Origin of the sequence: Nocardia sp. NPDC049707, assembly GCF_040674855.1 — a bacterium.
Lineage (GTDB): Bacteria > Actinomycetota > Actinomycetes > Mycobacteriales > Mycobacteriaceae > Nocardia.
The window spans coordinates 161,654-186,545 of the sequence record NZ_JBFANN010000009.1; the positions used below are offsets into that span (position 1 = coordinate 161,654).

Sequence of the window (24,892 nt, forward strand, 5' to 3'; positions counted from 1 at the left end):
CCTGAGTGCTCGTCGACGATCTCCATGCAAGCATGCCGACCCCACAGGGACGACCGTCAGGGCGCGAGCGCCTGCAGCAACGAATCCTGCATCCACGTCAGCCAGTGGTACACGTCCAGATGCGGCCCACGCGGATCATCGGGTTCGAGGTGATCCGGTGTCTCGGCATCGACTCCGAGCACCGTGCCCAATGCCAACCGCACATCGGTCAGCGCAGTCAACCAGGCGTCGGCCTGCTCCGGCGTCAGCACAATCTTCCCGCCATCGGTCGGCACCGTATTCAGCACCACCGAGCCGGCCGCGAGCTTGGCGTCGATGATCTCCGGCTCGTGCAGGCCGCGCAGCGCGCTATTGAGATCGGCGCGATCGGCGTCGGGCGAACCCGGTTCGCTCCGGTGGAAGTCCGGTAGCAGCCGGTGCAGCCGGGGATCGTCGGGCGGGGTGGTATTACCGGTCCGCAGCCCGGTGAGCTCGGCGAGCTCATCGTCGGGTGCGGACTGAGCCCGCTCGGTCAGCAGGCCGGAAACGGCGCCGACCAGGGACCGCAGCACGTTCGCCTCACGCGCGTCCATCTCGGATCGCAATTTGAGGCCGCTCAGCGAGTTTTTCCGGCTCCACTTACGCACTGCTGTCAGGGTAGTCGTACCGGTCAGTCGTCCCGTTGCATGGTCGCCCAGAGTCCCGCGGCGTGCAGCCGTCGCACGTCCTGTTCCATCTTGTCCCGCGAACCCGACGACACGACTGCCTTGCCCTCGTTGTGCACTTTGAGCATCAATTCGGTCGCCTTCGCTTTGCTGTAGCCGAACAGCTTCTGGAAGATGTACGCGACGTAGTGCATGAGGTTGACCGGATCGTCCCAGACGACCGTCACCCACGGACGGTCCTCGGCCTCCAGGATCTCGGTGTATTCGACCGCCTCCGGAGTCGCCTGTGCCGCCGACAGTGTCGTGTTCGCTTCGCACAAGCCCATAACACTCAGGGTACGACTCGACTCCGGATACACAACACCCGCGCACCAGGAATTGCCGTACATCCCGACGCCACCGGCCTATCATGCCCGCTACCGCTATCTACAGTGGCTTGCGTGGACATGCGCAGCACCGCACTACTGACCGATCAGTACGAACTGACCATGCTCGCGGCCGCCCTCGGCGACGGCTCGGCGCACCGCCGCTGCACCTTCGAGGTATTTGCACGGCGCTTGCCGAATGGTCGCCGCTACGGCGTTGTCGCGGGCACCGGCCGACTGATCGAAGCGTTGGCGCATTTCCGTTTCGAGGAGGCGGAGCTCGACATCGCGGCCGGTTTCCTGGACTCGAAGACCATCGATTGGCTGCGCGAGTTCCGCTTCACCGGCGATATCGACGGCTATCCGGAGGGCGAACTCTATTTCCCCGGCTCCCCGATCCTTTCGGTGCGCGGCAGCTTCGCCGAATGCGTCCTGTTGGAGACCCTTGCGCTGTCGATCCTCAATCACGACAGCGCGATCGCCTCGGCCGCAGCCCGCATGGTGAGTGCGGCCGGTGGCCGCCGGATGATCGAGATGGGCTCGCGCCGCGCCCACGAACTCGCCGCGCCGGCTTGCTCGCGCGCCGCCTATCTGGCCGGCTTCGACGCCACCTCCAATCTGGAGGCCGTGCGCCGCTTCGGCGTGCCCGGCGCGGGCACCAGCGCACATGCGTTCACCCTGCTGCACAGCACCGCGGACGGCGCGCACGAGGCGGCCGCATTCCGCGGGCAGATCACGGCGCTCGGCATCGGCACCACCCTGCTGGTGGACACCTTCGACATCACCAAGGGGGTGGCGACCGCCATCGAGGTCGCCGGACCCGAATTGGGCGGTGTCCGTATCGATTCCGGTGATCTCGGCGTACTGGCCAGACAGGTACGCGAGCAACTCGACGGACTCGGCGCGGCCAAGACGCGCATCGTGGTCTCCGGCGATCTGGACGAGTACGCGATCGCCGCACTGCGGGCCGAACCGGTGGACGCCTACGGGGTCGGGACGTCGCTGGTCACCGGGTCCGGGGCGCCCACCGCCGGAATGGTCTACAAGCTGGTCGAGGTGGACGGGCTGCCGGTCGCCAAGCGCAGCAGCCACAAGGAATCGCGCGGCGGCACCAAGAAGGCGATTCGGCTGTCTCGGCGGACCGGCACCGTGGTCGAGGAGATCGTCTACCCGGCCGCCGGAAGCCAGCCCGCCGCAAACGGATTCGAGGTTCGTGAGCTGCTGGCCCCGCTGGTGCGCGGTGGCGAACCGATCGCCGGGCTGCCAACGCTCGCGGACAGTCGCACGTTGGTGGCCCGAGGGTTGGTCAGCCTGCCGTGGGAGGGCCTGAAACTGTCGGCCGGGGAGCCTGCGATTCCGACGACATTTGTGAATTGACCCGGGCGCGGACGGCTTCGCGCGTGGCCAGCCAATCCACACAGGAGACTGCGACCAGCACGATCAGGAACCCCTTGATCAGCAGCCGCACCCAGTCACCCACCTCGTCGGGTCGGTTGCCGAGCAGAAAGCGGTGGCGAGGTAGGCCGTGTAGCCGATGAAGAGTGCGATCGGAATTCCGACAGTGCGGCTCACATGGACCTCCGAGTGTCGTAGCCCGACCGATCGATCAGGCGCACAATGTAATCCACAGGCAAGAGCCCGAGTGTTCACACCCTCGGCGCTGGAGATCCTGGGAAAGTGAGGTCGACATGAACCGAGCGTTGATCATTGTCGACGTGCAGAACGATTTCTGCGAGGGCGGATCACTGGCCGTCACGGGCGGGGCCACGGTCGCCCGGCGCATCACCGGCTACCTGAACTCCGCGCATTACAGTGCGGTCGTCGCCACCCGCGACTACCACATCGACCCCGGTGGCCATTTCTCCGAGCATCCGGATTATGTGGACACCTGGCCGCCGCACTGCCGGGTCGGCACCTCCGGTGCGGATTTCCACCCCGCCCTGAATACCGAGCAGATCCAGGAGATCTTCTCCAAGGGCCAATACTCGGCCGCCTATTCGGGTTTCGAAGGCGCCACCGAGGACGGCACCAGCCTCGCGGATTGGCTGCGCGAGCGTGCCATCAATGAACTCGACATCGTCGGAATCGCCACCGACCACTGCGTACGCGCGACCGCACTGGACGCCCGCATCGAAGGTTTCGGCACCAGGGTGCTGCTGGACTTCACCGCGGGCGTCGCACCCGATACGACCACCGCCGCGCTCGATCGCATGCGCGGGGCCGGAGTAGACATCGAGGGTTCTGTCGTTCGCTAGCGCAGACCGCCTACCCCGACTGTCGCAGGACACGCCGGGTTCGCGGATGGCAGGTGTGTGAAGCAGGCCGATGATCCGATCGGGCGGTGATGTGTGTCGGTGCGAACAAGTAGGCTCGTCGCGTGCCCGAACTGCCGCCCCTTCCCGAGCTTTTGGCCACCGCTGTGCGCGCGCTCGGCGGGAAGGAGCGCGTCGGGCAGGTGAAGATGGCGGCGGCGGTGGATCACGCCATCGATACCAAGGAGCACCTCGCGGTGCAGGCGGGCACCGGGACCGGAAAGTCACTGGCGTATCTGGTGCCGAGTCTGCGTCACGCGGTGCGCACCGGTCGGACCGTGGTGGTGTCGACCGCGACGATCGCGCTGCAACGTCAGCTCGTCGACCGGGATCTGCCGCGATTGGCCGAGGCCCTGAGCAAGCCATTGGGGCGCGAGGCGAAATTCGCGATCCTCAAGGGGCGCAATAACTATCTGTGCCTGAACAAGATCAACAGCGCAATTCCGGACGAGCCTGCCGAGGCGGAGCTCTTCGACGCATTCGCCATCTCGCGGTTGGGCCGGGAGGTGCAGCGGCTCAACGAATGGGCCTCGAATACCGAAACCGGCGATCGGGACGAACTCGCCCCCGGCGTCACCGATCGGGCCTGGCGCCAGGTCAGCGTGTCCTCGCGGGAATGCCTCGGCAAGTCGCGCTGCCCGTTCGGCCAGGACTGCTTCGCCGAACGAGCCAGGACGGAATCGGCGCAGGCCGATGTGGTGGTGACCAATCACGCCCTGCTCGCCATCGACGCGATCAGCGGCATCCAGGTGCTGCCCGAACACGATGTGGTCGTCATCGATGAGGCGCATGAGCTTGTCGACCGGGTCACCGGCATCGCCACCGCCGAACTGGCCCCAACGGCGATCAGCACCGCGGCCCGGCGCTGCGCCAAACTCATCGACCAGCAGGAAGTCGACCGGCTGGAGGAGGCCGCCGAGGCCTGGCACACGGTGCTCGATGATCTGCCCGCCGCCCGCTGGGACGCACTGCCCGCTGGCATCGCACCGGTGCTCGCGCTGGTCCGCGATGCCGCCTGGAATGCGCGCACCGCGCTCGCGCCACCGGGCGGCACCACCGCACAGGGCGATCCGGAAAGCGCCGCCGCACGCACCCAGGCGCTGGCTGCCATCGATGAGGTGCACGACAGCGCGGTGCGCGCGTTGACCGCCTTCGACGAAGGCGATCCGGCCACGCGCCAGGATGTCATCTGGCTCGCCGCCGACGAGATCCGCGGCGTCACCCGGCGCACGCTGCGGATGGCGCCGCTGTCGGTGGGCGGACTACTGCGTAGCAGACTTTTCGGCACCGCCACCGTCGTGCTGACCTCGGCCACCCTGCAGATCGGCGGCTCCTTCGACGGACTCGCGATCACCTGGGGCCTGCCCGCACAATCGGCCAACCGCAGCGATACCGCGACCGCCAACGGCGCCGAGGCGCCCGCGGACGCGGATACCGTGCGCTGGAGTTCGCTCGATGTCGGCTCGCCGTTCGACCACGCCAAATCCGGCATCCTGTACGTCGCCAAGCATTTGCCCGCGCCCGGCCGCGACGGTCTGGCACCGGCCTATCTCGACGAAATCGAGCGGTTGATCAGCGCCGCGGGCGGGCGCACACTCGGGCTGTTCTCCTCGATGCGCGCCGCGCGCGCGGCCACCGAGGCACTGCGCGAGCGGCTGGATACGCCCGTTTTATGTCAAGGAGACGACGCGACCGGCGCGCTGGTGCGCAAGTTCGCCGACGACCCCGAGACCTCCCTGTTCGGCACGCTGTCGCTGTGGCAGGGCGTCGATGTGCCCGGCCCGTCACTGAGTCTGGTTATCCTGGACCGGATTCCGTTCCCCCGCCCGGACGATCCGCTGCTGACGGCTCGACAGCGCGCGGTGGAGTCCCGCGGCGGCAACGGGTTCATGACGGTGGCAGCCAACCACGCCGCACTGCTGCTCGCGCAGGGAACCGGCCGGCTGCTCCGCAGCGTCGATGACCGCGGTGTCGTCGCGATTCTCGACTCGCGTCTGGTTACGGCCCGTTACGGCGGCTATCTACGTGCCTCGCTTCCGCCGTATTGGGAGACCTCCGACCCGGAGGTGGTCGCGAAGGCGCTGCGCCGCCTGACCGCAGCCACGGTGTGACTCCACTCACTTATCACCGGTCAAGTTCCACATGGAAGGAAATTGACCCCCGGCGATTCCGGTGACAGCCCATCCCACATCGGAGTCGCCAAGGGTCCCAGCGTCATGCCCGGCACGCGGCGCGGGGACACGACAATATCCATTCCTCAGCCGCGCACGGCGACTGCGTCCACCTCGAACAACATACCCGGAAGCGCCAGCGAGGCAACGCCGTTCAGCGTCTGCACCGGCGGCCGGTCACCCCACAGCTCGGCGATCTTCTTGCCGAGCACCGCGAGCTTGTCCAAGTCGTGATCGACGATAAACGTCCGCAGCTGCGCCACGTCGGCGAAATCGAGCCCAACCGAGCGCAAGGCGATCGCGAGATTGGTGAAGGCACGGTCCACCTGCTCGGCGAAATCCGAGCTGGTGGTGTGCCCCTGCGCATCCGAGTCGTACTGTCCGGCGATCAACACCAGTTCGCCTCGAACCTGCGCCACATGGCTGTAGCCGAAGCCGGTCGGGTCATGCAGTTCGGCGGGGTTGCTGATAGCAATGGTCACAGCTGTCTCCTACTCGACAATGGACCGACGATCGGTCCAGCATGATGACGACGCATCGAACGCCACTGTGACAAACAAGCGCGATGACCGAACAAACGAGCTATCCCGACGGATCAGAGCGTCCACTTGAGGATCAACGTGACGATGGCCGCGATCACGGCCAGCACGATTGCGGCCACACTCCAGACCACACCCTGACGCTGCCATGGACGGCCGTAATCGAGGGAGAACTTGCCGGGGCCGGTGAATGCGACAACCGCGCCGACGGTGGCGAACAGCAAGGGCGTTTCATAGCCCTTACCGGTCATCAGGCCGCCACCCCAGGTGGCATTGACCGCATTGATCATGGTGCCGAGCACGATGGCCGAGGCCAGTGGCGTCAGCAGACCGAGCAGTAGCAGGAGGCCGCCGGTGAGTTCGGACAGTCCGGCGAGGGTACCGAACAGTTTGCCGGGGTTGTAGCCCATGGAATCGAAGGCGGCGGCGGTGGCGCGCCACCCCTTGCCGCTGAACCAGCCGAACAGTTTCTGGGTGCCGTGCGCCGCAAGCAGACCGCCGAAGACGACGCGCAGCAGCAGGAGGCCGGTATCGGCGGCGAAGTTGTCGAGAGTCGCGATATTCGGATCGTTGGTGTGCTCGGGTGCGCCGTTGGTGGTCATGCTGGTCCTCATCCGTGCATCGGTTGGGAACAATGACTGTTTAGCCTCGGCAATGAATCGGACTGCGGTCCGATTATCCCACAGTGCAGCGCGACCGCGCGATAGGCGAGGCTTATTCGGCGAGGAAGAAGAAGTATCCGAGGAACATCACCATGAGCGCCCACATCGCCGGATGTACCTCTTTGACGCGCCCCTTCGCGACCATCACGATCGGATAGAACAGCATGCCCATCGCCAGCCCGTTCGCGATCGAGTAGGTCAGCGGCATCATGATGACGGTGATGAAGGCCGGAATCGAGTACTCCAGCCGATTCCAATCGATTTCGCCGAGCGCGCGGGCCATGAGCACACCGACCACGATCAGCGCGGGTGCGGTGATCGCGGCCGAGCCCGCGACCACCGCGAAGATCGGGTAGCAGAACATGGCGATCAGGAACCAGCCCGCCGTGGTCACGGCGGTCATGCCGGTCCGTCCGCCCGCTGAGACACCTGCCGTCGATTCGACGTAGGCGGTGGTGGTCGAGGTGCCGATGACCGCGCCCGCCATGGTGCCCACCGAGTCCGCGGCCAGTGCGCTGGCCGCACGCGGCAGTTTGCCATCCTTGTCGAGTAGTCCGGCCTGGTTGGCGACACCGATCAGGGTGCCGGAGCAGTCGAAGAAGTCGACGAACAGCATCGTGAGCACGACGACGGCCATCTGGCCGGTGAACGCATCGGGCAGATGGATGATCGCCTGACCGAAGGTGTCCTCGAGCCCCCTCGGCATCGCGACGACGCCCTTGGGCAGATCGACCAGGCCGCTGATGACGCCGACAACAGTCGTGAGCACGATGCCGTAGAGCACCGCGCCGTGCCAGCCGATGACCAGGAACACCACAGTCATCACGAGCCCGAACAGGGCCAGCAGTGTGGTGCCGTTGGTGAAGTCGCCGAGGGTGACGAGCGTGGCGTCGCTATTGACCACGATGCCCGCGTTCTTCAGACCGAGGAACGCCACGAACATGCCGATGCCCGCGCCGACGGCCAGCTTCATCTGCATCGGAATCGCATTGAGAATGCGTTCGCGCACCTTGGTGATCGCGAGGACGAAGAAGATCGCCCCGGACAGAAAGGTGCCCGACAGCGCCACCTGCCACGGGATCCCCATCCCGAGCACCACCGAATAGGCGAAGAAGGCATTGAGGCCCATACCCGGTGCGAGTGCGATCGGATATTTGGCCCACACCCCCATGACCAGCGTGCCGATGACCGCGGCGACGGCCGTGGCGGTGAAGACCGCCTGCATGGGAATGCCCTTGGCACCGAGCGCGCCCTCGTCGCCCAGCACCGACGGATTCACGGCGAGCACATAGGACATGGCGAGGAATGTGATCGTTCCGGCCATCAGCTCGCGCTTCATGGTCGAGCCGTTCGAACTGATGTCGAAGTACGCGTCGAGACGTCCTCGGGCTCGCGTCAGAACGTCGGTGACCATGGGGCTCTCCAGTCGAAAACAAGTACAGGCTGCCAGGGCACGGTAGCCGACGATTCACTGCCTGCGAGAACCCGACCCATCAACCGGGCACCAAGGCCGCGGTCAACTTCTGGCCCGCCTATCCCATCCGGTGCCTCGTCGAGGTCGAATACTCCGGCCTCGGCTTTCCTTCCGGCCATTGCCCTGGCCCCCGCCTCGCCGAGAACTCCGACTGAAACCCCGTCAAGCTCTCGGGGCTATGACCAGGCCGAGTTCGGCGTCGGACGCGAGTAGTTCGTTGTGGGGTAGGACGCGGACCGTGTAGCCGACGGCGCCGGACAGGGGGACCGGGGTTTCGACGGTGAAAACGTCTACACCGGATTCCGATCCCGTGTGCGCCATCGGGAACGCGGTGGTGTCGGAGAGGTCGTCGGTCGGCGAGACTCGGCCGAGTACCGCCTGCACGGTGACGTCGGCGGGGGTGAGGTCGCCGAGGTCGATGCGGGCGGCGAGGGAGAGTTCGGCGCCGATGATCGGGGTATCGGGCAGGCCCGCGCTGTCGACCTGGATGATCTTGACCGAGGGCCAGGCGGCCTCGACTCGGCGGCGGTACTCCGACACCACTCGGGCACCGGCGAATTCGTCGGCACTCGCGCGTCGACCGGCGGAGGCGGCAGGGGCGTAGTACTCGACGGCGTAGTCGCGAACCATGCGAGAGGCCAGCACCTTCGGGCCGAGTGTTTGCAGGGTGTGACGCACCATCTCGACCCAGCGCACCGGCATATCGGAGCCGTCGCGATCGTAGAAGCGCGGTGCGACGGTGCGTTCGAACAGGTCGTAGAGGGCGGCGGCCTCGAGGTCGTCGCGGCGGTGTTCATTGGCGACACCGTCGGCGGTCGGTATGGCCCAACCGTTTTCGCCGTCGTACATCTCATCCCACCAGCCGTCGCGGATGGAGAGGTTGAGCCCGCCGTTGAGCGCGGACTTCATTCCGGAGGTGCCACAGGCCTCGAGCGGACGCAGCGGATTGTTCAACCACACATCGCAACCCCAGTACAGATGGCGGGCCATGGACATGTCGTAGTCGGGCAGGAAGACGATGCGGTGGCGCACTTCCGGATCATCGGCGAAGCGCACGACCTGCTGGATCAGCGCCTTGCCGCCATCGTCGGCGGGGTGGCTCTTGCCCGCGACGACCAGTTGCATCGGCCGCTCGGGATTCAGCAGCAGCGCACGCAAGCGCTGCGGATCGCGCAGCATCAGCGTCAGCCGCTTGTAGGTCGGCACCCGCCGCGCGAACCCGACGGTCAGCACATTGGGATCGAAAACGTTGTCGACCCAACCCAATTCCGCCGAAGCCGCGCCGCGCTCCAACCAGGACGCGCGCACCCGGCGGCGCACTTCGGCAACCAGGGTGGCGCGCAAGGCATTCCGGGTCGACCACAATTCACCCAGGTCGAAATCGCGCAGCTTCTCCCAGCCACGCGCCTCCTCGACCAGCTCGGGACCGATGTATTCGCGCGCCTTGTCGAACCACTCGCGCGCGGCCCAGGTGGGCGCGTGCACACCATTGGTGACCGAACCGATCGGCACCTCGGACGCGTCGAAGCCCGGCCACAGTGGCGCGAACATGGCGCGGCTCACCTCGCCGTGCAGTGTGGAAACACCATTGGCGCGCTGCGCGAGTCGCAGCCCCATATGCGCCATATTGAATACCGACGGATCGGCTTCGCGTCCCAGCGCAATGATCCGGTCCGCGGCGAGCCCGGGCAGCATCGCGGATTCGGATTCACCGTGCCCGCCGCCGAAATACCTGCGCACCAACGGCATCGGGAACCGGTCGATACCCGCGGGCACCGGCGTATGCGTGGTGAATACGGTCGCGGCCCGCACTGCGGTGAGTGCGGTATCGAAATCCAGTCCGGTCGAAACGAATTCACGGATCCGCTCGACGCCGAGGAATCCGGCGTGGCCCTCGTTCATATGGAACACATCGGGATCCGGCAGTCCGGCGGCTCGGGTATAGGCGCGCACCGCCCGCACTCCGCCGATACCGGCCAGAATCTCCTGTTTGATCCGATGGTCCTGATCACCGCCGTAGAGCCGGTCGGTGACCGCGCGGAGTTCCGGATCGTTCTCGGCGATATCGGAATCCAGCAGCAGCAACGGCACCCGCCCGACCTGCGCGATCCACACCCGCGCCCGCAGCACCCGCTGATCGGGCATGGCGACATGGATCAACACCGGCGAGCCCTCGGTGGTCAGCAGCCGCAACGGCAGCCCCTGCGGATCCAGCGCCGGATAGTGCTCGGACTGCCAACCATCCGCGGTCAGCGACTGCCGGAAATAGCCGGAGCGGTACAGCAATCCGACGCCGATCAGCGGCAGCCCGAGATCCGATGCGGATTTCAGATGATCACCGGCGAGAATCCCGAGGCCGCCGGAATAGTTCGGAAGGACCTCGGTGACGCCGAACTCCATCGAGAAGTAGGCAATGCCGCGCACCGGCTCGGCGGTCTGCCGCTGGAACCAACCCGGCCGGGTCAGATAGTCGCGCAGATCCGCGGCCGCGGCATCCACTCGCCCGACATAGTCCGCGTCGGCCGCGAGCTCGTCCAGCCGCGCCGCGGGCACCTCACCCAGTATCCGCACCGGATCGTGGCCGAGTTCGCGCCACAGCTCGGGATCGAGCTCCTCGAATAGATCCTGGGTTGCCCAATGCCACGACCAGCGCAGATTCGTGGAAAGTTCGCCCAGCGCCGCCAAACGCTCGGGCAGATGGGCACGGACGGTGAAACGACGAAGTGCCTTCACCTGCCGAACCCTACCGAATGCGACCCACCCAAGTCGCCCAAGCGCCCCAGGTCACCCGATGACGTCCGCGGCAATAACAGCTCGCGGCCAACTCCCGCAGGTGCGATCATCGGCTGATGCCGCACTGGATCGATGTGCTCCCCCAGTTCCTGCTGGCCTGCTTCATTCTGGCCGCCCTACCTGGACCGGCGACAGCGCTGTTCCTCCAGCGCTCGGTGCGCGACGGCCGCGCGGCCGGGCTGGCGGCGGTGGCCGGGAACGAGATCGGGGTGTTCGGCTGGACGCTCGCCGGTGGCGCCGGTCTTTCGGTGCTGCTGGTCGCGAACCAGTTCATGAATACCGTGGTACACGTCCTCGGGGCGTTGGTGTTGATCTGGCTCGGCGTGCAGGCCTGGCGCGGCGCCCGCCGTGACGACGAATTGGGCAGCACGGCGCTTACCCGCCCCGCCGGCTCCGCCGGCTGCCATCCCCAGGCGACCAAGCTGCTGCCCGCCGGGCGCACCCCCGGTTCGGCCTTCCGCGCCTCGCTGATCTCGATCGCGGCGAATCCGAAGGCGGCCGTCTTCGGCCTGACGATCCTGCCGCAGTTCCTGCCGTCGAGCGGTCCGGTGCTGCCGACCGTGCTGATCCTGGCGGGTATCCAGCTGGTCATCGATACCGCCTGGTGCATCGGCATCGTGCTGGCGGCGGACCGCGCCGGAACCTGGCTGCGACGAACCGAAATCCGCCAGCGGGTGGAGCGCGCGCTCGGCGCGATCTTGGTCGCACTGGGTCTCGGTCTGGCGGCCGACGCACGCTGATCCCGTCCGATAGCCCCGCACCCGGTAGGTTGGTCGACGTGACCGGCCGCATCGCCATCGATGACACCGCCCCTGCGATACCCGGCGGACGCTCGGCCAAGGCCGTGGTCGGCGAGGTCTTTCCGGTGCGCACCGTGGTCTGGCGCGAGGGGCACGAGGCCGTCTCCGCCACCCTCGCGGTGCGCGGCCCCGGCTCGTCGCGGATCACCCGCATTCGCATGACGCCGGACTACGAGCCGGATGTCTTCAACGCCACCTTCGTACCCAACGTGCCCGGTGCGTGGACCTACCGCATCGAGGGCTGGAGCGATCCGATCGTCACCTGGCGGGCGGTCGTAGAGGCCAAGCTGGCCGTCGGACAGAGCGCCACCGACCTCGCCAACGACCTCGAACTCGGCGCCCGGCTGTTCGAACGGGCCGCGCAGGCAGTGCCCAAAAAGCAGTTCGAACGCTTGCGCGCCGCCGCGATGGCATTGCGCGCCGACGAACAGCTGCCCGCCCGGGTCGCCCCCGCCTTCAGCGCGGAGGTCGCCGCAATCTTGCGCGATACGCCGTTGCGGGACATGGTCACTCGCGGTCCGCAACATTCGGTGCTGGTGGAACGTCGACGGGCACTGTACGGCTCGTGGTACGAATTCTTCCCGCGCTCGACCGGCGGCCGTGATGCTGCGGGCAACCCGATCCACGGCAATTTCGCCACCGCCGCAAAAGAATTGCCGCGCATCGCGGGCATGGGCTTTGATGTGGTCTACCTGCCACCGATCCACCCGATCGGTGCGGTCAACCGCAAGGGTCGCAATAACGCACTCGCCGCCGAACCCGGTGATGTCGGCTCCCCGTGGGCGATCGGATCGAAGGAGGGCGGACACGACGCGATCCATCCCGAGCTCGGCACCACTGCCGACTTCGCCGAATTCGTAGCCACCGCAACCGAGTTCGGCCTCGAGGTCGCACTCGACCTGGCGCTGCAGTGCGCACCGGATCATCCGTGGGTCACTGAACACCCGGAGTGGTTCACAACGCTCCCGGACGGCACCATCGCCTATGCCGAGAATCCACCGAAGAAGTATCAGGACATCTACCCGGTCAACTTCGACAACGATCCGGACGGGCTGTACGCGGAGGTGCTGCGCGTCATCCGGCACTGGATCGGCTTGGGCGTCAAGATCTTCCGCGTCGACAACCCGCACACCAAACCCGCCGACTTCTGGGAATGGCTGATCGCGACCGTCCGGCGCACCGACCCCGAGGTGATCTTCCTGTCCGAGGCGTTCACCCGGCCGGCCCGGCTCTACGGTCTGGCCCGCCGCGGATTCAGCCAGTCCTATACGTATTTCACCTGGCGCGTCGCCAAATGGGAGCTGACCGAATTCGCCGATGAACTCGCCGCCAAGGCCGACGAGGCCAGACCGAACCTGTTCGTCAACACCCCCGACATCCTGCACGAGAGCCTGCAGCACGGCGGGCCCGGCATGTTCGCCATCCGCGCGGTGCTGGCCGCGACCATGGCCCCGACCTGGGGCGTCTACTCCGGATTCGAACTCTTCGAACATCAAGCGGTGCGTCCGGGCAGCGAGGAATACCTGGATTCGGAGAAGTACGAGCTACGCCCGCGCCCGTTTGCGGAGGCACTCGCACGCGGCGAATCATTGGAGCCGTGGATCACTCGGCTCAACGAGATCCGCCGCGCGCATCCGGCACTGCAGCAGTTGCGCTGCATCCACTTCCATCATGTCGACAACGACGCGCTGCTGGCCTATTCGAAGATCGATCCGGTCAGCGGTGACGCGGTGCTGGTCATCGTGAATCTGAATCCCTATGCGGCCGAATGGGGCATGATCTCGCTCGACCTGCCCGCCATCGGCCGCGAATGGCACGACCATCCGGTGGTATTCGACGAGGTCAGCGGCGAGGAATACCATTGGGCGCAGACCAATTACGTGCGGTTGGATCCGGCCCGCGCGGTCGCCCACATCCTCACACTGCCCGCGGTACCGCAGCAGGCGCGCGCGGAATTGGCCTTCCGGAATACATTTCGATGAAACGCCGCGATCTGATGTTGCTCGCGGCGGGCACCCATACCGATCCGCACACGGTGCTCGGCGCGCACCCGCATCCCGATGGCACGATCGTCCGGGTGCTGCGCCCGCATGCCGATACGGTGTTCGCCCGTGTCGGCGGCGTCGATCATCCGCTGAAGTCGTTGGGGCACGGCATCTTCGCCGGTGTCGTACCGCATCCGGACCTGATGGATTACCGCATCGTCACCGATTACCAAGGCGGGCAGACGATCATCAGCGCGGACGGCTACCACTTTCTGCCCACCGTCGGTGAGCTGGACCTGCATCTCATCGGCGAGGGTCGCCACGAACACCTGTGGCAAGTGCTCGGCGCGCACCCGCGCAACTACACCACCCTCGACGGCACGGTCGACGGCACCTCGTTCGCCGTCTGGGCACCGAATGCCCGGGGTGTCACCGTGATCGGGGATTTCGACGGGTGGAGCGGACACACCGCACCGATGCGTTCGCTCGGATCCTCCGGGGTCTGGGAGGTCTTCGTACCTGGGGTCGGCGTCGGCACCAAGTACAAGTTCCGGGTGCACGGTGCGGACGGCCGCACCGTGGATCATGCGGATCCGCTGGCCTTCGCGACGGAGCTGCCGCCGGCGACGGCATCGGTGGTCACCGAAAGCAATTACGTGTGGTCCGACGGTGATTGGCTCGCCGCCCGCGAACACACCGACCCGACTCGCGCCCCGATGAGCATCTACGAAGTGCACCTGGGTTCCTGGCGCCCCGGCCTCGGCTACCGAGAATTGGCCGATCAGCTCGCCGATTACGTGCGCGCTGCCGGATTCACCCATATCGAACTGCTGCCGATCGCCGAGCACCCGTTCGGCGGCTCCTGGGGCTACCAGGTCACGTCGTATTACGCACCCACCGCCCGCTTCGGCGCACCCGACGATTTTCGTGCTTTCGTCGACCGCATGCACGCCGCAGGCATCGGCGTACTGCTCGACTGGGTGCCCGCGCACTTCCCCCGCGACGAGTGGGCGCTGGCACGCTTCGACGGCACCGCGCTCTACGAGCACGCCGACCCGCGCCGTGGCGAGCAACTCGACTGGGGCACCTATATTTTCGACTTCGGCCGCAATGAGGTGCGTAACTTCCTGGTCGCCAATGCGCGGTACTGGATCGAGGAATTCCATATCGACGGACTGCGCGTCGACGCGGTCGCCTCCATGCTGTACCTGGATTACTCACGCGTCGAAGGTGAATGGGAACCCAATGTGCACGGCGGCCGGGAGAACCTGGAGGCCGTCGATTTCCTCCAGGATCTCAACGAAACCGTGCACCGCCACCATCCCGGCGTCGTCACCATCGCCGAGGAATCCACCACCTGGCCCGGTGTCACCCGCGGCGCCGACGTCGGCGGTCTCGGCTTCACCATGAAGTGGAATATGGGCTGGATGCACGACACCCTCGGCTATCTCGGGCGCGATCCGATCCACCGCTCCTGGCACCACAACGAGATCACCTTCTCGCTGGTATACGCGTGGAGCGAGAACTACGTGCTGCCCATCAGCCATGACGAGGTCGTGCACGGCAAGGGCACCCTCTGGACCAGAATGCCCGGCGACGAGTTCGCCAGGGCGGCGGGCGTGCGCGCACTGCTGGCCTACATGTGGTCGCATCCCGGTAAGCAACTGCTGTTCATGGGCCAGGATTTCGGCCAGTTCCGAGAATGGTCGCACGACCGCGGCCTGGACTGGCACGAGCTGGAGAACCCACTGCACCAGGGCATTACGGCCGCCGTCCGGGATCTGAACGCGGTCTATCGCGCCCATCCCGCGCTGTGGAGCCAGGACACCAGTCCGGGCGGCTACTCCTGGGTCCAGGCCGACGATCGCGAAAACAATGTGATCGCCTTCCTGCGTTACGGCTCCGACGGTTCGGTGATCGCTTGCGTCTTCAATTTCTCCGGCTCGGTGCACGGCGAATACCGCGTCGGTCTGCCGAGTGCGGGCACCTGGCGCGAAATCCTCAATACCGACGCGGTCGAATACGGTGGCTCCGGTATCGGAAACCTGGGCGGCGTCAAGGCCACCGACGGCCCGTGGCACGGCCGACCAGCTTCGGCCACCGTGGCGCTGGCGCCGAATACCGCGATCTGGCTCGCGCCGGAGTCATAGTCGCAGGCGGGTAGCTCCCGGCGATCGACCTGCCCCGACGGCCGGATCAGTACAGCGCGGCGGCGAGCTTGCGGCGGGCAGCAACCACGAAAGGCTCTGCCGGATCGAACAATTCGAAGAGTTCGAGCAGCCGAGTGCGCGCCTTGGTGCGATCATCGCCCGCGGTCTTCTTGATCACGGCGATCAACCGGTCGAACGAGGCCTCCGGTCGCTGGCTCAGCATTTCCACATCGGCGGCATCCAGGGCCGCGTCGACATTGGCCGGATCGGCATCGGCGGTGGCGATCGCGGAGTCCGAAATGGCCTGGGCACGGGACAGGAAGCGCAGCTGACGCAGCGCGCTCTTCGCCTCCTCATTGCCCGGCTCCGCGGCGATAATGGCCTCATAGGCCGCTTCGGCGCCGGCCATGTCACCACGCTCCAGCGCGGCCTCCGCGGCGGTGAAACGCGGGTCCTCCGTGGCCTGCGGCTGTTCACCGCCCTCGAGCTGGCCGCCGACCGCCTCGACTACCGCGCTCAACCACTGCCGCACCTGCGGCTCCGGCTGAGCGCCCTCGAAATCCGCGAGCGGTCGGCCACCGGCCACCGCGATCACCGTCGGAATGCCCTTCACACCGAAGGCCTGCGCGATCCGCATATTGGCCTCGGCCTCGACCGTGGCCAGATCCCACGCGCCCGCACTTTCTTGTACGAGCTGCTCCAGCGTCCGAACCAGCTCGACGCTGCCCGGACTGCGCTGCGAATACAGCACGACGACCACCGGCACCTGGATGGACCGGCGCAATACCTTCGTTTCGAAATCCGCCTCGGAGACGGCGTAGTCGCCGCCTCCGGCACCCGACGCACCGGCCGGCGGCTGTTTCAGGCTGGACAGATCCACCGCACCGGACATGGCGGCGGCGACGGCTGGCGAAGGGCGGCGGGCAGCAGGTCGAGTCACGGTCTCCAGTTTGTCACGGCGTGACCGACGCCGGGGCTCCGGAGTCGACAGAACCGACATCGCTCAGCTCACCGAGCTTGCCCGCGCGCACCGCCCACACCTCGAAGAGCACGGTGAAAAACGGGGGAATGGCGGACAGCAGCGCGAGCACGGTGGTCTTGGTGTTCCAGGCCAGCTCGCGGGCCGCGAGGATCGCGGTGATGACGAACAGGATGAAGATGATGCCGTGCGTCATCCCGAATACCTTGACCGGCCACAGGACCGGTTCGGGGAGGCGCTTGAACACCATGCCGACGATCAGGAAGACCCAGGAGATCGCCTCCAGCACGGCGATGAAGCGGAATCGCTTGGCCACGGTGCTCAAGTCGAAGAAATTGCCCATGGCCACCATTGTGCCGGACCGCTACGACGGGGTGTAGTTGAACCGGTCACACCTCGGCCCCGCACGTCCGCCGACCCGGCATGTGCCGGGCCGACGGAGACGAGAACTACACCTTGATGATCAGAGCGTCGCCCTGACCGCCGCCACCGCAGAGCGCGGCCGCGCCGATGCCGCCGCCGCGCCGCTTCAGCTCCAGCGCCAGATGCAGCAGGATGCGCGCACCTGACATGCCGAGCGGGTGCCCGATGGCGATCGCGCCACCGTTGACGTTCACCTTCTCCGGATCGATACCCAACTTGCGGGTGGAGGCGATGCCGACCGCCGCGAACGCCTCGTTGATCTCCACCAGATCCAGCTCGGCGGGCGAAATGCCTTCGCGCGCACAGGCCTTGGCAATCGCGTTGGCGGGCTGATCCTGCAGTGTCGAATCCGGTCCCGCCACCACGCCCGCGGCGCCGATCTCGGCGATCCAGCTCAGGCCGAGCGCCTGCGCCTTCTCCTTGCTCATCACGACCACCGCGGCCGCGCCATCGGAGATCTGCGAGGCGGTGCCCGCGGTGATGGTGCCGTCCTTGCGGAAGGCCGGGCGCAGCTTGGCCAGCGAGTCGACGGTGGTGTCCGCACGAATACCCTCGTCGGTGCTCACCACGATCGGATCGCCCTTACGCTGCGGCACCGAGACCGGGACCACCTCGTCATCGAAGACGCCGTTCTTCCACGCCGCCGCCGCACGCTGATGCGAGGCCGCCGCGAACGCGTCCTGATCCTCCCGGCCGACCGGCTCGGTGTCGTTGCGCTGTTCGGTCAGCGCCCCCATCGGCTGGTCGGTGAAGATATCGTGCAGACCGTCGTAGGCCATGCTGTCGCGCAGCGTCACGTCGCCGTATTTGTAACCCTCCCTGCTCTTTTCGAGCAGATGCGGGGCTTGGCTCATGGATTCCTGACCGCCCGCGACGACGATCTCGTACTCGCCCGCGCGGATCAGCTGATCCGCGAGCGCGATCGCGTTGATACCGGACAGGCACACCTTGTTCACCGTCAAGGCGGGCACATCCATCGGGATGCCCGCGGCCACGGCAGCCTGCCGAGCCGGGATCTGCCCCGCACCGGCGGTGAGCACCTGGCCCATGATCACGTAGTCGACCTGCTCCGGCGCGACGCCACCCTTCTCCAGCGCCGCCTTGATGGCGAAACCGCCCAGGTCGGAACCGGTGAAGTCCTTCAGACCCCCGAGCAGCCGACCGACCGGGGTACGTGCACCGGAGACGATCACGGTTGTGGTCACGACGAGCCTCGCATTCATTGATCGGAACAGCGTCGCGCACCGAGCATTCGCGACGTCAACCTCTGTACTCAACGGTAGCTTGTCCAACGCGAACGCCCCTTACCAGGTACGCGGCGCCCTCGCCTACGCTCGGCCAACCGCGAGGGACCAATGACGGCCTTCCGGCCAGCTGTGTCGGATCAGGCGCTACGTTCGAGTGGTGAGCAACGTTATCGACCCGTCGAATTTCATCCCCGGCGACTACGTCATCGCCGTCGACCACGTGGGCATCGCCGTACCCGACCTGGATGCCGCAATTGCTTGGTATGCCGACAATCTCGGCATGATCGAGACCCACCGCGAGGTCAATGCGGCTCAAGGTGTGCACGAGGCGATGCTGTCGTTGCCCGGCGCGCCCGACGGCGCGACTGCCCTGCAGTTGCTGGCGCCTCTCGACGCGGAGTCCACCATTGCCAAGTTCATCGATCGCAGCGGGCCGGGCTTGCAGCAACTCGCCTATCGCGTCACCGACATCGAGGCTGTCTCCGTGTATCTTCGTGATCGAGGTCTGCGTTTGCTGTACGACGCCCCGCGTCACGGAACCGCAGATTCCCGCATCAATTTCATTCACCCGAAGGATGCTGGAGGTGTGCTGATCGAGTTGGTCGAGCCGAACGCGAATGTTACGCACTAGTATCGAGATCGGGCCTGAAAAACTCGTCGTGATCACATTCGCGGTCGAGTCACCACGCGGTGCGCATAGGCTGTAGTTTGTGTGCCATGTCGTCACCTGAGTCCGATCGCAATCGCTTCGTTGCACTGCCCTTCACCGTTGTGCGCAAGGGTTATGCGCAAGACGAGGTACGCAACTACTTCGACCGTTTCGATGCCGAACTGAGAGTCACCGCCACCGATCGGGATGCCGCTGCGGCGCAAGCCCGTAACCTCGCCAGCCAACTGGAGGACGCGCGGGACGAGATCGACGAACTCCGCAAGGAAGTCGATCGCCTTTCGGTTCCGCCGACCACCGCGGAAGGCATGTCCGACCGCATCTCCCGGATGCTGCGGCTGGCTTCCGACGAGGCATCCGAGGTCCGCGCGCTCGCGCAGGCCGAGGCGGCGGAAATGGTGTCGATCGCCGAGCAGCAGGCCACCGAAATGCGTGGCAAGTACGAATCGCTGCTCGCCGAGACCAAGGAGAAGCGCGAGGCGCTCGAGATCGAATTCGAGCAGACCCTCGCGAATGCGCGTACCGAGTCCGCCAAGATCATCGAGGCCGCTCAGGCCGAGGCCGACCGCCTCGGCAAGGAAGCCGATGCCAAGCGCAAGGCGACCCAGCAGGACTTCGAGGCCACCATGGCGGAACGTCGCACCAAGCTCACCCGCGCCATGGAGGAGCTCGAGGCCACCAGCCGCGCCGAGGCCGCTCAGCGGATCAAGGACGCGACCGACGAGTCCAACCGCCTCATCACCTCCGCCACCCAGACCTCCGAGCGCAAGATCGCGCACGCCAAGGAACTCGCCGAGGAGATGCGCGTGCTGCGCGGCCGGGTGCTCGCCCAGCTGCTCGGCATCCGCGGCCAGCTCGACTCGGTGCCCGCCATGCTCGCGGCGGTCAACCGGGAAAGCGAACTGCTGGACGGAGTTCCGGATCAGCGCAAGTCCATCGGCGGCGGCACCAAGTCGGTCACCGGTTCGCGCACCAAGGCCATCCCTGAGGTCTCGTCCGACGAAGACGACATCGACACCGACGAGCGCGAGAACGCCGAAATCGCCAACTGACGACGGCGGGCTGAGCGGCGACAAACGCAACACCCCAACCGAATGCACACCAAAGGCCGCCCCACACCTGGGGCGGCCTTCTTGATGTCCTGATCAGACATCGTTTCTGCGCGCAGCACAGGCTTCCCCAACCCGGGGCATGCAGCGCCCCTGAATCATTCGCCCTGGCCCTTTCCAGAGGCTCGCAGCCCCACGAAAATCCACCGCCCGCAGTATCTTCTCGACTGCCCCGCAACCGAGTTCGCTGTTCAGACTTCGAACCCACTGCACCGCCCTGCCCGGCGATACTGAGCCCCACGGGAATCCAGAGACCCCGCAACCGGGTATACGCCGAAGTCATCCCCCTCGGGTGACAGCTGCCGACTCAAAGGTCGTCACATCCCCGCCCGCCATGACCCCGGATGCTTCCCAGCACCGAAAACATCGATCGGGTGCCGTGCGATCTGCGTCTCAGTTCGGATAGGAGCGCCATCAAGGCGCAGGCTGCTCGGTGAGGAACAGTTCGGCCGCGCCGGCGTAGTCGCCGGAAGCAAGGCGGACTACCCCAGGACAGACGGCGTTACGCGAGTCCCCGCGTCGCGTCGCGTCCGCGTGGCTGCAAGGGATGAGGGCTTCTACCGGGCCACGCAATCGATCGGCAGCAGCATGCGCATCTATGCCGACAACAGAGCCGCAGCGGACGGTCGCCGTTCACGAGCCGATCGAAGACGTCGACCGGCGAGCGGTATCGGTGCACCGCGGTGAGGTGTCCGGCCACGAGCTGACGCGGATGGTGTCCCGCAATGGGAACCCGACCAGCCTCGGGCAGGCGATCGCACACCTGGGCTAGATCGTTCTCAGCATGGTTATCGACCACCGACCCGAGACCTTGGCGATGTTGTCGCTATCCATCGGTTCGGCGAGCTCGATCACTGAACCCGCAGTCCGACCACGAGAAGACCGACCGTCATGGGCAAATCCGAATTCCTACTCGCGGGCGTACTTCTACCCGCGGACGCACCACCTCTGCACCTTCTGTCTCCAGACGCACCGTCAGTCGCAGCCGTACTACATGTACGCGGGATGTGCACTGCGATATGAGGAAGTGCAGTAAGAAGGCTCTGGGATGCACAGGGATTCAGGACCAGCGGCGAGTAATTCGTCGGGTGTTGCGCCCATTCCAGCACCCACGGTGCCAATGCCTGCGGTCGTCTTCGCCGCCGTCGACCGCCCAGGCAACGATATGGGCCACCCCGGGCGGGATTTCGTGATCGCAGCCCGGGCATCGATAGGTTTTGACAGCCCGGCTCCCCGGAATGGTCCGAACGACATACACGTCGTCGCCGTCCGGCCCAGCCTCTCGCCGACCAAAGACATCGCCGATCGCCGGGCCGCCCTCCCACGAGCGACCCCCCTGGCGTTCCGTACGCGGCTTCCGTCGGGGCATGCCACAAGCCTAGGTCGTCCCCCGACACCCTTACGAGCGCAGTCCATCCCTCCCACGCACAACTTCACACACCACACACGTCATTACCCGACATATCCATGCGTGCCACGCCAACCCATACGCGGTGAAGAGTCGTGCGCAGCAGGCAACCCAGTATGGAGTCAGCGGGGCACCCCCGAGCGGTCCCACTTGGCATTCCGTCCGCCACTTCCGTCTGGGCGTGCCACAAGCCCAGTCGTAGCCCAACGCCCACCACGGGTGCAGTCCGTCACCCCCACGCACGCCACGCACATTATTGCTCAACAAATCCACGCGCGGTGCGCAAAACGTGCGCGCCGCGCCAACCCATACGCACGTTATCGCTCCATGAGCCAGCATGCTTTGTGCCAGAACCTGTTTGGTAGCGAAGTCGACCTCGTCCGGCACCCCGGCCTGCCAGCAGCGGTCTCGATCGGTGGTCCACGACTTAGGCGGATACAGTTCCCGGTCGATCAGCGTGCGAACCTTGCCGGTGGTGTAGGCGCAGAACACACCCAGCTGGCAATTCTCGATCCGGCCCGCTGTCCCCGTTGCACCCCAGCAGATTTCACCCATCTTCTTCAGAAATCCGGTCTCGTCTACGACCAGCACACCGTCCGCGTCGCCCGAACGCTCGACGGCATACGCGCGCTCGTGATCGGTCTCGTCTGATGCGAAGTTCCTTGGTCTCCGGCGCTCGAGACCCGCTTACCGTGTTATGTGTGGCCGATGAGCTCGTGCGCTGTGGGCGAGTTCGGGTGCCGTCGGCAGGTAGGGGGAAAGCTAGAAGAGGCGGAATTCGTTGGTCTCGGTGCCGCGTAGGGCGTCGTAATCGAGGGTTAGGCAGCGGATGCCGCGGTCCTCGGCGAGGGTGCGGGCTTGGGGTTTGATCTGTTGGGCGGCGAAGACACCGCCGACTGGGGCGAGGAGTGGGTCGCGGTTCAAGAGTTCCAGGTAGCGGGTGAGCTGTTCTACGCCGTCGATCTCGCCGCGGCGCTTGATCTCGACGGCCACAGTGGCACCATCGGCATCGCGGCAAAGCAGATCCACCGGGCCGATGGCGGTCATGTACTCGCGGCGGATCAGTGTGTAGCCGGGGCCAAGGGTCTGCACGTGTTCGGCGAGAAGCTCCTGAAGATGTGCCTCCACACCGTCTTTCACCAGACCGGGGTCCACGCCCAGCTCATGCGAGGAGTCGTGCTCGATGTCCTCGATGGTGATGCGCAGTTCCTCACCCGCCTTATTGGTAACCACCCAGAAGGCCTTCGCGCCCTCAGGCACTGCATCACCGTCGCGCTCCGCCAACCAGCACGGCGGACTCATCCAGTTCAGCGGCTTGTACGAGCCGCCATCGGAGTGCACGAGGACCGAACCGTCCGCTTTGATGAGCAGTAGTCGGCGGGCCATCGCAAGATGGGCGGTGAGTCGCCCCACGTAGTCGACCTGACAGCGAGCAATCACTAGGCGCACCCAAGCACTGTAGGTGAGCGCCCGGTCCTGCCCGGCGGCACCCCTGTCGCGTCGGCTGTCAGCCCATGAGCACAATTGCCGCGAGGAAGGCGCTCACGGCGAGCAGACCGGATTCGACCCGAGTGAGGTGGCGGGTAGACGCCGCTTTCGCGCGCAGCATGCCGAAGCCAACCGCGGTGCCGATGCCGAAGGCGAGCAGGTGACCGACATTGGTGAAGGTCTGTTCGATCAACACGCCCTCGGCCGCGATGATGAACCATACAGTGGACCAAGCGATTCGCCAGCGATGCGGAATGGCGACCACGATCGCCCCGACCAGCGCCATGGCGCCGTAGCTGACGCCGACGTCCTGCGCCCAGCGGATGCTCGCGGGCAACCAGTCGGCCTCGATCGCGATCCACAGGCCGGCCGCGACAAGGAGCGTGGCACCGATATGTCCGGCCAGGAATACGCGCACCATATGCACAGCACCGAAGCGCAGCTCGGCAAGTGCCAGCAGGCAACCGAGCAACGGAATCAGTACCCAGGCGGTACTGACATCGCCGATCACCAGTGCGCTCGAGAACACGGTGCCCACCCGGCCATTCAACAGATTGTGCAGATTCGTGCTCGCATGCAGCACCACCCGCGCCTGCGCCGACTCATTCAGCGCCGAGAAGACCACGGTTACAGCGACAAGAGCCGCCAGATATCCGAACGTCGCCGGGAGCCTCAGCTGCCACCAGCGTGAGCGAAGTGGTCTGCTGGGATCGACCGGCGCGCGGTCGGCGGTTGTCGTCGCTGCGACCATCAACACCTCCATGCGCATCGACCGGTCCTCTCGAGCTGGCCGACGCTGACTACTACTTTCTGTCATTCTCCATCATGAACGCCGGAGCGCCACATAGTGTCACTGTTCCCTGTGAGGTTGCTCCGAAACCATGTGCACCCCCAACGGGTAGCCGATCTCTCGGTTTCACTTCGGCGGTACAAAGCAGCAAATAGCGCGCTCTGATTCATCGGCGAAGTTGCAGTAGAAGACTTCGACACAGTTTATCTGAGCGACATAGCCATCGGGCGCCGCGGTGACGCACACCACCACATCCACTGCCCGCGGTGGCTTCCGATCGAATCGCGCATCATCCCCGATCCGGATCATATTCATAGCCAGCGATCTTCAACTAGTTGCCCGCAACCAGACTGGGCGCAGCGCACGAGTGCGAGACGGTGTAATCACCGTCGTGCGAGCCCTGAGTAATCAGGAGAACGTGATTGCTGGCGTGATCAACCTCGATATCACGATCAGTGATGATCACCGAGACAACGATCCTCTCGGTCGCCGTCGGTTGCACACAGTCCACAACATGGACGAGCTGGAATGCAGAAAGGCCCCCAACTGTTGTTGGGGGCCTTCCGCATAGATATAGGTGTGTAAACGACGATAGGGGACCCAAATTGTGGGTCCCCTATCGTGAAGGATGTTCCGGCGGTGTCCTACTCTCCCACACCCTGTCGAGTGCAGTACCATCGGCGCTGGTGGCCTTAGCTTCCGGGTTCGGAATGGGACCGGGCGTTTCCCCACCGCTATAGCCGCCGTAACTCTATGAAACTATCCACACCCCACGATCCCCCTCAAAAAAGGAGGGAGGGGTTGTGTGTGTTGTTTCAGATACCGCACAGTGGACGCGTAGCTTCTTTGTTGGTAAGTCCTCGGCCTATTAGTACCAGTCACCTAC

General features: G+C 65.7%; 21 protein-coding genes, 1 rRNA gene and 1 pseudogene. 9 read left to right on the forward strand and 14 right to left on the reverse strand.

From position 1 onward, the window contains the following. Nucleotides 1–56 precede the first annotated feature (56 nt). Together AB0J29_RS11825 and clpS are read right to left on the reverse strand one after the other, a co-directional pair. On the reverse strand, nt 57–626 hold the full coding sequence (locus AB0J29_RS11825) for a DUF2017 domain-containing protein (RefSeq protein ID WP_364783286.1): 570 nt from the start codon (nt 624–626) through the stop codon (nt 57–59). Nucleotides 627–649: 23 nt separating this feature from the next. Beyond that, entirely contained in the window at nt 650–970 is a 321-nt protein-coding gene (gene clpS, locus AB0J29_RS11830) for an ATP-dependent Clp protease adapter ClpS (RefSeq protein WP_364505654.1), read from the reverse strand. A gap of 120 nt (nt 971–1,090) precedes the next feature. Between clpS and AB0J29_RS11835 the strand changes: the two genes are divergently transcribed. The 3 genes from AB0J29_RS11835 (at nt 1,091) to AB0J29_RS11845 (ending at nt 5,432) form a co-directional block, all read left to right on the forward strand. Next, nucleotides 1,091–2,386 (forward strand): nicotinate phosphoribosyltransferase, encoded by a 1,296-nt coding sequence (locus tag AB0J29_RS11835; RefSeq protein WP_364783358.1) that lies wholly within the window; start codon nt 1,091–1,093, stop codon nt 2,384–2,386. 311 nt (nt 2,387–2,697) lie between these two features. Beyond that, nucleotides 2,698–3,264 (forward strand): nicotinamidase, encoded by a 567-nt coding sequence (locus AB0J29_RS11840; protein WP_364783289.1) that lies wholly within the window; start codon nt 2,698–2,700, stop codon nt 3,262–3,264. 122 nt (nt 3,265–3,386) lie between these two features. Next, nucleotides 3,387–5,432, forward strand: a complete 2,046-nt coding sequence (locus AB0J29_RS11845) for an ATP-dependent DNA helicase (RefSeq protein ID WP_364783292.1) — start codon at nt 3,387–3,389, stop codon at nt 5,430–5,432. 146 nt (nt 5,433–5,578) lie between these two features. Here AB0J29_RS11845 and AB0J29_RS11850 read toward each other — a convergent pair whose 3' ends face one another. The 4 genes from AB0J29_RS11850 to glgP form a co-directional block, all read right to left on the reverse strand. Then, a complete protein-coding gene (locus tag AB0J29_RS11850; protein WP_364783295.1) occupies nt 5,579–5,974 on the reverse strand; it encodes a RidA family protein in 396 nt (131 codons plus the stop codon). A gap of 113 nt (nt 5,975–6,087) precedes the next feature. Continuing rightward, entirely contained in the window at nt 6,088–6,633 is a 546-nt protein-coding gene (locus tag AB0J29_RS11855; protein WP_364783298.1) for a DoxX family protein, read from the reverse strand. Nucleotides 6,634–6,745: 112 nt separating this feature from the next. Continuing rightward, entirely contained in the window at nt 6,746–8,107 is a 1,362-nt protein-coding gene (locus AB0J29_RS11860; protein WP_364783301.1) for an NCS2 family permease, read from the reverse strand. Nucleotides 8,108–8,329: 222 nt separating this feature from the next. After that, nucleotides 8,330–10,900, reverse strand: a complete 2,571-nt coding sequence (gene glgP, locus AB0J29_RS11865) for an alpha-glucan family phosphorylase (protein WP_364783304.1) — start codon at nt 10,898–10,900, stop codon at nt 8,330–8,332. 116 nt (nt 10,901–11,016) lie between these two features. Here glgP and AB0J29_RS11870 point away from each other — a divergent pair, with 116 nt between their 5' ends. The 3 genes from AB0J29_RS11870 to glgB are packed head-to-tail and all read left to right on the forward strand — an operon-like array spanning nt 11,017 to nt 15,895. Continuing rightward, entirely contained in the window at nt 11,017–11,700 is a 684-nt protein-coding gene (locus AB0J29_RS11870; RefSeq protein WP_364783307.1) for a LysE family translocator, read from the forward strand. A gap of 38 nt (nt 11,701–11,738) precedes the next feature. Further along, the gene (locus tag AB0J29_RS11875; RefSeq protein ID WP_364783310.1) at nt 11,739–13,742 is read left to right on the forward strand and encodes an alpha-1,4-glucan--maltose-1-phosphate maltosyltransferase; all 2,004 of its coding nucleotides are present in this window, start codon (nt 11,739–11,741) and stop codon (nt 13,740–13,742) included. Beyond that, nucleotides 13,739–15,895 (forward strand): 1,4-alpha-glucan branching protein GlgB, encoded by a 2,157-nt coding sequence (gene glgB / locus AB0J29_RS11880; RefSeq protein ID WP_364783313.1) that lies wholly within the window; start codon nt 13,739–13,741, stop codon nt 15,893–15,895. The genes AB0J29_RS11875 and glgB overlap by 4 nt, the downstream gene beginning before the upstream one ends. Nucleotides 15,896–15,941: 46 nt before the next feature. On the opposite strand, the gene AB0J29_RS11885 is transcribed toward glgB, so the two are convergent. The 3 genes from AB0J29_RS11885 to AB0J29_RS11895 all read right to left on the reverse strand — a co-directional run bounded on the left by AB0J29_RS11885 (nt 15,942) and on the right by AB0J29_RS11895 (nt 18,502). Next, entirely contained in the window at nt 15,942–16,787 is an 846-nt protein-coding gene (locus tag AB0J29_RS11885; protein ID WP_364783362.1) for a tetratricopeptide repeat protein, read from the reverse strand. Nucleotides 16,788–16,848: 61 nt separating this feature from the next. Beyond that, on the reverse strand, nt 16,849–17,226 hold the full coding sequence (locus AB0J29_RS11890; RefSeq protein ID WP_364783316.1) for a DUF3817 domain-containing protein: 378 nt from the start codon (nt 17,224–17,226) through the stop codon (nt 16,849–16,851). 97 nt (nt 17,227–17,323) lie between these two features. Next, a complete protein-coding gene (locus tag AB0J29_RS11895; protein ID WP_364783319.1) occupies nt 17,324–18,502 on the reverse strand; it encodes an acetyl-CoA C-acetyltransferase in 1,179 nt (392 codons plus the stop codon). A 199-nt stretch (nt 18,503–18,701) separates the two neighbouring features. Here AB0J29_RS11895 and mce point away from each other — a divergent pair, with 199 nt between their 5' ends. The 3 genes from mce (at nt 18,702) to AB0J29_RS11910 (ending at nt 21,092) form a co-directional block, all read left to right on the forward strand. After that, complete coding sequence (mce, locus tag AB0J29_RS11900) at nt 18,702–19,175, forward strand: methylmalonyl-CoA epimerase (RefSeq protein WP_364783322.1); 474 nt, start codon at nt 18,702–18,704, stop codon at nt 19,173–19,175. A gap of 86 nt (nt 19,176–19,261) precedes the next feature. Next, nucleotides 19,262–20,263: a hypothetical protein gene (locus AB0J29_RS11905; protein WP_364783325.1), complete on the forward strand. Its 1,002-nt coding sequence runs from the start codon at nt 19,262–19,264 to the stop codon at nt 20,261–20,263. A gap of 655 nt (nt 20,264–20,918) precedes the next feature. After that, on the forward strand, nt 20,919–21,092 hold the full coding sequence (locus AB0J29_RS11910) for a hypothetical protein (protein ID WP_364783328.1): 174 nt from the start codon (nt 20,919–20,921) through the stop codon (nt 21,090–21,092). A 288-nt stretch (nt 21,093–21,380) separates the two neighbouring features. On the opposite strand, the gene AB0J29_RS11915 is transcribed toward AB0J29_RS11910, so the two are convergent. The 5 genes and pseudogenes from AB0J29_RS11915 to rrf all read right to left on the reverse strand — a co-directional run bounded on the left by AB0J29_RS11915 (nt 21,381) and on the right by rrf (nt 24,754). After that, nucleotides 21,381–21,689, reverse strand: coding sequence for an ATP/GTP-binding protein (locus tag AB0J29_RS11915; protein ID WP_364783331.1), 309 nt, complete (start codon nt 21,687–21,689; stop codon nt 21,381–21,383). 372 nt (nt 21,690–22,061) lie between these two features. Next, a pseudogene (locus AB0J29_RS11920) lies at nt 22,062–22,358 on the reverse strand (transposase); the annotation flags it as partial. Nucleotides 22,359–22,490: 132 nt separating this feature from the next. Then, nucleotides 22,491–23,177: an endonuclease NucS gene (gene nucS / locus AB0J29_RS11925; protein ID WP_364783334.1), complete on the reverse strand. Its 687-nt coding sequence runs from the start codon at nt 23,175–23,177 to the stop codon at nt 22,491–22,493. Nucleotides 23,178–23,235: 58 nt separating this feature from the next. Continuing rightward, nucleotides 23,236–23,985 (reverse strand): rhomboid-like protein, encoded by a 750-nt coding sequence (locus AB0J29_RS11930; RefSeq protein ID WP_364783337.1) that lies wholly within the window; start codon nt 23,983–23,985, stop codon nt 23,236–23,238. A gap of 652 nt (nt 23,986–24,637) precedes the next feature. Then, nucleotides 24,638–24,754 (reverse strand): 5S ribosomal RNA (rrf, locus tag AB0J29_RS11935). Nucleotides 24,755–24,892: the final 138 nt, after the last annotated feature.

What these genes read in the sequence shown, in the direction of transcription:
- clpS (WP_364505654.1), bottom strand. Translation starts at nt 970, where the DNA reads ATGGGCTTGTGCGAAGCGAACACGACACTGTCGGCGGCACAGGCGACT.
- AB0J29_RS11835 (WP_364783358.1), top strand. Translation starts at nt 1,091, where the DNA reads ATGCGCAGCACCGCACTACTGACCGATCAGTACGAACTGACCATGCTC.
- AB0J29_RS11840 (WP_364783289.1), top strand. Translation starts at nt 2,698, where the DNA reads ATGAACCGAGCGTTGATCATTGTCGACGTGCAGAACGATTTCTGCGAG.
- AB0J29_RS11855 (WP_364783298.1), bottom strand. Translation starts at nt 6,633, where the DNA reads ATGACCACCAACGGCGCACCCGAGCACACCAACGATCCGAATATCGCG.
- AB0J29_RS11860 (WP_364783301.1), bottom strand. Translation starts at nt 8,107, where the DNA reads ATGGTCACCGACGTTCTGACGCGAGCCCGAGGACGTCTCGACGCGTAC.
- AB0J29_RS11870 (WP_364783307.1), top strand. Translation starts at nt 11,017, where the DNA reads ATGCCGCACTGGATCGATGTGCTCCCCCAGTTCCTGCTGGCCTGCTTC.
- glgB (WP_364783313.1), top strand. Translation starts at nt 13,739, where the DNA reads ATGAAACGCCGCGATCTGATGTTGCTCGCGGCGGGCACCCATACCGAT.
- AB0J29_RS11885 (WP_364783362.1), bottom strand. Translation starts at nt 16,787, where the DNA reads ATGTCCGGTGCGGTGGATCTGTCCAGCCTGAAACAGCCGCCGGCCGGT.
- AB0J29_RS11890 (WP_364783316.1), bottom strand. Translation starts at nt 17,226, where the DNA reads ATGGTGGCCATGGGCAATTTCTTCGACTTGAGCACCGTGGCCAAGCGA.
- AB0J29_RS11905 (WP_364783325.1), top strand. Translation starts at nt 19,262, where the DNA reads ATGTCGTCACCTGAGTCCGATCGCAATCGCTTCGTTGCACTGCCCTTC.
- AB0J29_RS11910 (WP_364783328.1), top strand. Translation starts at nt 20,919, where the DNA reads ATGCCGACAACAGAGCCGCAGCGGACGGTCGCCGTTCACGAGCCGATC.
- AB0J29_RS11915 (WP_364783331.1), bottom strand. Translation starts at nt 21,689, where the DNA reads ATGCCCCGACGGAAGCCGCGTACGGAACGCCAGGGGGGTCGCTCGTGG.
- AB0J29_RS11930 (WP_364783337.1), bottom strand. Translation starts at nt 23,985, where the DNA reads ATGCGCATGGAGGTGTTGATGGTCGCAGCGACGACAACCGCCGACCGC.